This is a genomic window from Waterburya agarophytonicola KI4, assembly GCF_020640915.1.
Taxonomy (GTDB): Bacteria; Cyanobacteriota; Cyanobacteriia; order Cyanobacteriales; family Xenococcaceae; genus Waterburya; species Waterburya agarophytonicola.
The window spans coordinates 1-7573 of sequence record NZ_JADWDC010000114.1 but is presented as its reverse complement, the minus strand read 5'-3'; the positions used below and the strand labels follow the sequence as shown (position 1 = coordinate 7573).

The 7573-nt window shown below is 37.5% G+C and carries 6 protein-coding genes and 2 pseudogenes; 4 read left to right on the top strand and 4 right to left on the bottom strand.

The window, feature by feature from the left end; all coding sequences use genetic code 11:
* Positions 1-149: 149 nt before the first annotated feature.
* Positions 150-458, bottom strand: coding sequence for a hypothetical protein (locus tag I4641_RS22860; RefSeq protein WP_229642893.1), 309 nt, complete (start codon positions 456-458; stop codon positions 150-152).
* A 1-nt stretch (position 459) separates the two neighbouring features.
* Here I4641_RS22860 and I4641_RS22855 point away from each other — a divergent pair, with 1 nt between their 5' ends.
* Positions 460-1122: a hypothetical protein gene (locus I4641_RS22855; protein ID WP_229642892.1), complete on the top strand. Its 663-nt coding sequence runs from the start codon at positions 460-462 to the stop codon at positions 1120-1122.
* A 253-nt stretch (positions 1123-1375) separates the two neighbouring features.
* Here I4641_RS22855 and guaA read toward each other — a convergent pair whose 3' ends face one another.
* The 3 genes from guaA to I4641_RS22840 form a co-directional block, all read right to left on the bottom strand.
* On the bottom strand, positions 1376-2983 hold the full coding sequence (gene guaA / locus I4641_RS22850; RefSeq protein ID WP_229642894.1) for a glutamine-hydrolyzing GMP synthase: 1608 nt from the start codon (positions 2981-2983) through the stop codon (positions 1376-1378).
* A 163-nt stretch (positions 2984-3146) separates the two neighbouring features.
* Positions 3147-4253, bottom strand: a complete 1107-nt coding sequence (cbiD, locus tag I4641_RS22845; protein WP_229642891.1) for a cobalt-precorrin-5B (C(1))-methyltransferase CbiD — start codon at positions 4251-4253, stop codon at positions 3147-3149.
* Between the two features lie 22 nt (positions 4254-4275).
* Positions 4276-5757 (bottom strand): diguanylate cyclase domain-containing protein, encoded by a 1482-nt coding sequence (locus I4641_RS22840; protein WP_229642890.1) that lies wholly within the window; start codon positions 5755-5757, stop codon positions 4276-4278.
* Between the two features lie 682 nt (positions 5758-6439).
* Here I4641_RS22840 and I4641_RS24470 point away from each other — a divergent pair.
* The 3 genes and pseudogenes from I4641_RS24470 to I4641_RS22830 form a co-directional block, all read left to right on the top strand.
* Positions 6440-6595: pseudogene (locus I4641_RS24470) on the top strand (IS630-like element ISMae24 family transposase); the annotation flags it as partial.
* A gap of 307 nt (positions 6596-6902) precedes the next feature.
* Positions 6903-7247, top strand: a pseudogene (locus tag I4641_RS22835) (IS4 family transposase); the annotation flags it as partial.
* A gap of 2 nt (positions 7248-7249) precedes the next feature.
* Positions 7250-7408: a hypothetical protein gene (locus tag I4641_RS22830; protein WP_229642888.1), complete on the top strand. Its 159-nt coding sequence runs from the start codon at positions 7250-7252 to the stop codon at positions 7406-7408.
* The last annotated feature ends 165 nt before the right edge of the window (positions 7409-7573 follow it).

Genomic DNA, 7573 nt, shown 5'->3' with positions numbered 1-7573 from the left:
GTGCTGGATAATTTTGGTCACGAATATGTAATTAATTTTGCCTAAGTACTTATATCTACCGAATTTGATGGTTTTGAGAGAGAAGTTGGTCAAAGCATTCCAGGAAATATCAATATTCAAACAGACTTTTTATCTCTCTCTAATGAAAGTCAATTAACTGCGTCAACTAACAACAATATAAATTCAGGAAATATTACGATTAACGCTAGCAATAATATATCTATCGATAGCGGAAGCTCCATTACTGCAAGTGTTTCAGAAGAAGGCACAGGTAATGGCGGTACTATTGATATTATCAGTACAGAAAATATAAATATTGTTAATGGTGCAGAAATAGCTGTTGAAAGTCTAGGTAATGGTGAAGCTGGAAATTTAAACATAACAGCCAAATCTATTAACCTAGCCAACGATTCAAATATTGATGGAACTTCTCCATTAGGTATAGGTGGAAATATCAATTTGCAAATCTCTGAAGATATAACTTTACGCAATAATAGTTTCATTTCTGCTCAAGCTTTAAATGATGCTGATGGAGGAAATTTAAGTATTGATAGCAGATTTATCATTGCTTTTCCTAGTAGCGGTAATGGTAACGATATTATTGCTAGCGCACAGCAAGGAAATGGAGGGAATATAGATATTAATGCTGAATCTTTGTTGGGAATTCGGGAAGGTAGAGCAAGAGAAGGAAATGGAACTAATGATCTTGATGCTAGTTCTCAATTCAATCTTGATGGAGAGGTTACGATTAATACCCCCGATGTGAATCCCGTTCAAGGTGCAACGGAATTACCGACTAGTGTAGTTGTGCCAGAAGAAACTAGCCAACAAGCTTGTGAAGCCAACCGAGAATCAGCAGCTCAAAATGGACTAAATATTACTGGCAAAGGTGGTGTTATTCCCGAACCAGGATTACCCTTAAATTCTCTCAATGTCACAGTCAATGGGGAATCTACTTCCGCTAAAACTATTCCTGAACCTATAGAAACAGCACAGGGTAAAATTCAGCCAGCCAGAGGTGTGGAAATAACCGACTTGGGGGAAGTGATTTTGACGGCATATCGAACTGATGGTGCAGGGGAAAGACTGCCTAAAATCAAGCGCAACTGTTCATCAAGTTGAAACACTAATCAAATTGCTATAAATTGACTATTTAGGGTTTGCTGAAAAACTTAAAGTTAAGATTGAGTATTGCCCACGGGTGAACGAAATTTACTGTGGGAAAGTAGGAGGTAATGAAGTAGAGAATCAGGGGAGTAGGGATGTAGGGAGTTATTCCCCAAGTCCCCAAGTCCCCACGTATTTCTTCGATCACCCATTGCCCACCCTACTTTCAAGGGTATTTTGTTTTATGGAAATAACCTTATTCTTATTCTTATTCCCATTCGATTGTTCCAGGGGGTTTGGAGGTTATGTCGTAAACTACCCGATTAACTCCTTTCACCTCATTGACAATACGATTAGAAATGGTTTCCAGTAGATCGTAGGGAACTTTCGCCCAATCAGCAGTCATGCCATCTTCACTAGTAATAAAGCGCAATACTATAGGGTGGGCATAGGTGCGCTTATCTCCCATAACCCCGACGCTACGAATGGGTAACAAGACAGCAAAAGCTTGCCAATAGTCGTGATACATACCTTGCTGGCTAATCTCATCGCGGACAATAAAGTCGGCATCCCGCAAAATATTCAGTCTTTCGGCAGTTACTTCTCCGACAATTCTAATGGCTAAACCAGGGCCGGGGAAAGGATGACGACGAACGATTTCTTCGGGTAAACCAATGGCACGTGCCACATTCCGCACTTCGTCTTTAAATAGTTTTCGTAAGGGTTCGACTAGTTTAAAACGCAAATCTTTAGGCAAACCACCTACATTGTGATGACTTTTTATTTTAACTGCGACTCTTTCCCCTGTTTTGGGGTCAACATTGGTATCGGCAGACTCAATTACATCTGGATATAATGTACCCTGTGCTAAATAATCAAAGGGACCTAGTTTTTTTGACTCTTCTTCAAATACTTGAATAAACTCGTGTCCGATACGACGGCGTTTGAGTTCGGGATCGGTCACGCCATCCACTTGCTTTAAAAAGCGATCGCGAGCCATGACGTACTCTACGGGAATATGGAACTTATTTTTAAATATTTCAACCAATCTTTCGGGTTCGCCTTTACGCATGAACCCTTGATCGATAAACATACAAGTGAGTTGATCCCCAATCGCTTGGTGTAAAAGAAATGCTAGGGTAGAAGAGTCTACTCCACCAGAAAGAGCCAGTAATACTCTCTTATCCCCCACTTTTGCTCTAATATCTTTAATTGATTCTTCAACAAAAGTTTCTGTAGTCCAGGTAGGTTCGCATTCACAGACATGATAGACAAAGTTGCGAATTAGAGCGTTTCCTCCTTCAGAATGTACTACTTCTGGGTGAAACTGCACTCCGAATAGTTTGCGATCGGGATTGGAAATGGCAGCACAGGGAGTGTTCTTGGTATAAGCAAGCACAGAAAAACCTTCTGGAAGATTAGTACAAGAGTCCCCATGACTCATCCACATAGTCGAACCGTTGGCTACATTAGTTAGTAGATCTGTGGGATCTTCAATAAATAGTTCTGCTTTACCATATTCTCCTAACTTGACTTTTTCAACTGTTCCACCCAGTTGTTTGACCATTAGTTGCATTCCATAGCACACTCCTAAAACGGGAATACCTAGATTCCAAATTTCGGGGTCGCATTTTGGTGCAAGATCGTCATATACGGAACTTGGTCCTCCAGAAAGGATGATTCCTCTCGGGTTGATTTCACGCAGCTTTTCTGGACTAGTTCGATAAGATAAAACTTCAGAATATACTTGCGTTTCGCGAATTCTGCGAGCAATTAACTCAGAATATTGAGAACCGAAATCAATAATGATTATCGTTTGAAGATTAGCTTTATCTAGTAAAGACGTAGGAGATAAAGTCTGGTTGCTGGGGGAGATTGATTCTGTCTGAATAGTCACTATACTCTAGGAAGTCTGTGTAAGTAATTTACGTAACAAAGTGTGAAGAAATTTAAGTTTTTATACCAACTTTGTAGCTGATGGGTTAGTATGCTTGTGAGCTACTACCTAGTGATTAAGAGAAATATATATTCCCATTAGACTAACACAATTTAGTTAGCAAAAGAAGGGCATTATTGCTCTTATGAATTATTTCTCTACGGCGATCAAATACTATCGACCCCACACAGAGCTTTTTCTCGGTATATTTGCGAATATATTCCCTAGATTTGAAATCGATCGCTTCGCCTAATTGCCCGTAGACTTTCTCTACCCATTTGGTATTGTTGGTTAAATCTAATTCCCTCAATATATCTAAAGCATTTTCGGTGGTAGGGCAGTCAAAAATTTGCTTGAGGTATTCTTGGGGTAAGCCAAGTTTGGCACAGTATGCAGTTAAGATTTCTAGTCTGCCATCAGCCAAATGATTGTGGGTATGGAAAATCCCACCAGCCAATTTGATTAATTTGCCATGATAGCCAAAGAGCAAAATTGATTTTACCTCAGCAATTCCAGCGGTAACTAACATCGAACCCAACCAATTGGCAGTTTTAATAATTTTTTGGGGATCGATCCCCGATTTTTGGGCTAAATCAATGCCATTTTCGCCGATACAAAAAACTAATTCATCAAATAATGCTGCTTTTTCTTGGATTTGATTTTGGAATGTTTCTAATCGATCTGGGGCGACTAAAGGTTGCACAATTCCTGTTGTACCCAATAAAGATAAACCTTCTACTACCCCAAAGGCTTCGTTGGAAGTACGTTTTGCCAATCTTTTTCCTTCAGGTAAAATAATCGTAATAATTATTTTTTCTGGAGGATGTAACAGCGGGGTTAGATTCTCTTCGATTAATTTTCGTGCGTAACTATAAATTGCTGTTTTATTTTCGTTACTACTTTGTTTTCCAATGCCTTCTCCTCCTTCAATTGTAATCAGATCTGCTGCTGAATCGTTACAAAAACTTACTTTTGCCCAAATGGGAGTATGGCGGGTAATATCTAAATGATCCCCTGGATCGCTTTTAGTTATGGCGATCGCTGTATTATTATCTATCAATGCTACCTGTTCGATCTCAATCTTTACTGTTTTCGGAGGTTGAATAAGATTCACTTCTACAGTTTCCGATCGAGAATCTCGATGTAAATGATGCAATGCTGCGATCGCACTGGCACAAGCAAAAACAGGTAAAGTGTATCCAGTGGGCATATATTAATTACTGAGTAGGGATTTAAAATTCGTTTAAGTCAAATTTTACAACTCGATTGCGCCCTAATTCTTTGGCTTGATATAAACCTTTGTCGGCAGCGGCTACTAATGTATAAAAACCCAATCCGCTAGAAGGGATCGAACTTGAAACGCCAAAAGACAGAGTAATATAAAGATCTACGGGAGAATTGATGTGAGGAATTTTCAGAGACTGAACTTGCAACCGTATTTGTTCCGCCAAAGATATTGCTCCTCCAATCTCAGTGTTAGGTAAGATGACGGCAAACTCTTCTCCTCCATAGCGGGCTACCAAATCTGCGGGGCGTTTGAGGGCTTTGCTAATAGCTTGAGCTACTTTCTGCAAACAGAGATCCCCAGCCTGATGACCATAAGTATCATTATATAATTTGAAATAGTCTATATCACACAAAATTAAAGATAGAGGATTTTTTTCTCTGGTTAGCCTTTTCCACTCCGTCGCTAAATAGCGATCAAATTTACGCCGATTGGCAATTTTAGTCAAACCATCAATAACAGCAAGTTGTTCTAATTCTCGATACATTTCTGATTGTTTGATTGCCACCCCTAGTTGAATTGCTACTTGTTTTAAAAGTTTGATTTCGTCTAATTCCCAAGATCGGGGAGGGAGATATTGCTCGACACAGACTAAACCCCATAATTTTTGGTTGGCAATAATTGGCACTAACAATAAAGCAAATGATGCCCTCGGCAAATCGTAACTATCGATATTAATCATTGTAGTTAGGGAAATATTATTGGCGGCGATAATTTCTCCTTGAGATAATTTAGTAAAGTTATCAATAAGATCTTTATTTGGGAGTTGCTTGGCTTTAGTTAAATCACACCCTGTAAAAAAGCTGCCACCCTCAGATTCAAAGAGTAAAGTTAATTGATTTTTATTAATAATTTTGGTAATAAATATCCGATCGGCTGACAGGTATTGATTGACTTTTTCGGTAGCTGTTTGCAGAATAAGATCGATATCTAAAGAACTATGAATATCTTGAATAATATCTGTTAAGATACGCTCTACTTGTACTTGTTTAGCTATTTTTAGTTCTGTTATTTTTCGTTGAGTAATATCCGAACAAGAACAAAGTAATCCTGCAAATTCTCCCTCCTCATTATGTTGCCGTACGGCAGTATTGAGAATCGTACGATAACTATCATCAAAACGTCTTAAACGATATTCTATTTTAAACCCCTGGCATTTCTTTAAGGCAGAATTATAGACTTCTACACATTCAGCTAAATCTTCTGGATGAATGCGATCGCGCCAATTTTCTTTTAATCCTTCAGCCAAACTTTGACCTGTGTAACTTAACCAAGATTGATTTAAAAAAGTATATTTTTCGTTAGCATCTATAGTCCAGATTAAATCTAAAGTAGAATCAACTATAGTTTTAAATAATTTTTGGGTTTCTTTTGCCTGTGACTCTAAATGTAAGTTGATTTCCTCAAGATGTTTTAATTTATTGGACATCTTGGCTGTTTGTAAGATATAGTCGATTGACTTATTTAAAAAAGTTGTAGATAAGTTCGATCTGATAACATAATCTTGGACGCCAACTTTTTCTAAATCTAAAGCTTTCTTCTGGCTTTCAATTGGCTTTTTTAGATCTTCATTATCCAGTATAAAAATAATCGGTATATTGGGAAAAATAGTGCAAATTTTTAATAAAATATTTGATTTATTTATACTATTTTTATCTAAGTTTATTAAGATGACATTTGGCAAAGCAGCTTGCCAAGTATTGTATTCCTGTACTATTTGTTTAAAGCTAATAGTTTTGAAATTGCAATTGTCAAGTTTATCTATTAAAGAAACAACTAAATTATCACTGCTACGACTTTCTTCTAGTATTAGAATATTAATAATAACATCAATAGTTTGCACGATAAGTATATCAAAATTTTACGTTTTACAATAACAACTATCATATTGACTTTTCCTAGGAATAAGATTCTAGTAAAACTAATTCTACTAGTAGATAGTTTTACGCCTAAAAGCCTATAGATAATTGGATATCAAATTATAACTAAATATAACCAAAATTGGTTATAAATTATTAGTTATATCTTACAACTTTGAAAAAGGCTAAGTAGCGATGCAAAATTAATTACCTATATGTAGAATAAGATGAAACCGCTAAAATAGTGTCTTCATGAGATATATTCGAGATCTAAACCCAGAAAATATCAAGCTACTACAGCGAATCAGTAAAGAAAGCAAATATTATCAAGTTAGAAATAGAGCCAAATGCTTGATACTTAGTTATCAAGGATTACCAATCAAGCAGCTAATGGTTATATTTGGTGTAGGTCAAATTAATAGAGCAAGAGAGAAACGGAGAAATAGACCTGAGATATCTCGACCAAAGTGGCTTTTCCTTGACCCCATATATTCCCTATGGATGGCAAGAAAAAAACGAAACAATAGTTGTAAAAAGTAGAACAGGGAAGAGGGTAAATGTTATCGGACTCATGAATCGCCCTGACTTTTCACGGCATCTTTAGAGGAGAAGCAGGTTGTGTAACATCATCCCGCTAACCCAATTGCAAAATGCGTCATAGAATAATGAAAGCAAAGATTGGGTAGTGAATGAATCAAGGACAAAATTTGACAACGGCAACGGAGGAAATGGACTAATATTACATAGTGCATTGGCAGTCAATGCAGACAATGGACAACCGATGGGATTACTCTGGTCAAAATTGTGGCATCGAGAACATAAACAGTCAAACGCTAGAAAAACCAAGAAACAGAAGAAAAAACAACAAGCAGAAGCGAGAAAACGTCCGATTGAAGAGAAAGAATCTTATAAATGGCTCGAAGCCCTCAAAGAGGTCGAGAAACTCTTAGAAGCAGCTAAATCAGAGAGCAAAAGACCAAAAATCATTCATGTATTTGACAGAGAAGGGGACATCGCCGAAGTCTTTGAAGAAGCCAGTAAAACCCCAAATACAGGAGTACAGTGGATTTAACCATAGCTTGGGCGATCCAAGCAGTCGCTCGTTTGGGAGGTTATTTAAGTCATCGAAGGAAGAGTAATATTGGCATTACGGTGTTATGGCGTGGCTTTTTAGAGTTGCAATCTTTATGTGAAGGATGGCAATTACGCTCACCTGGTTGAAGTTTAGTCGCGAGTTGATTGCTACGAGGTGAGGGACTAGAATGAGAAAATGGTTAGGGAATTTTGTTACACAACCAAATCCCATTTTTAACTGTCTTTACTATGGCCAAACTCTGTATGTGCTTCATAGCTTTAAGACCTTTGAGATAAAATGGCAGTTTATTG

Coding starts and splice junctions, on each gene's coding strand:
- cbiD (WP_229642891.1), bottom strand. CDS start 4,253: ATGCCCACTGGATACACTTTACCTGTTTTTGCTTGTGCCAGTGCGATC.
- I4641_RS22840 (WP_229642890.1), bottom strand. CDS start 5,757: ATGTCCAATAAATTAAAACATCTTGAGGAAATCAACTTACATTTAGAG.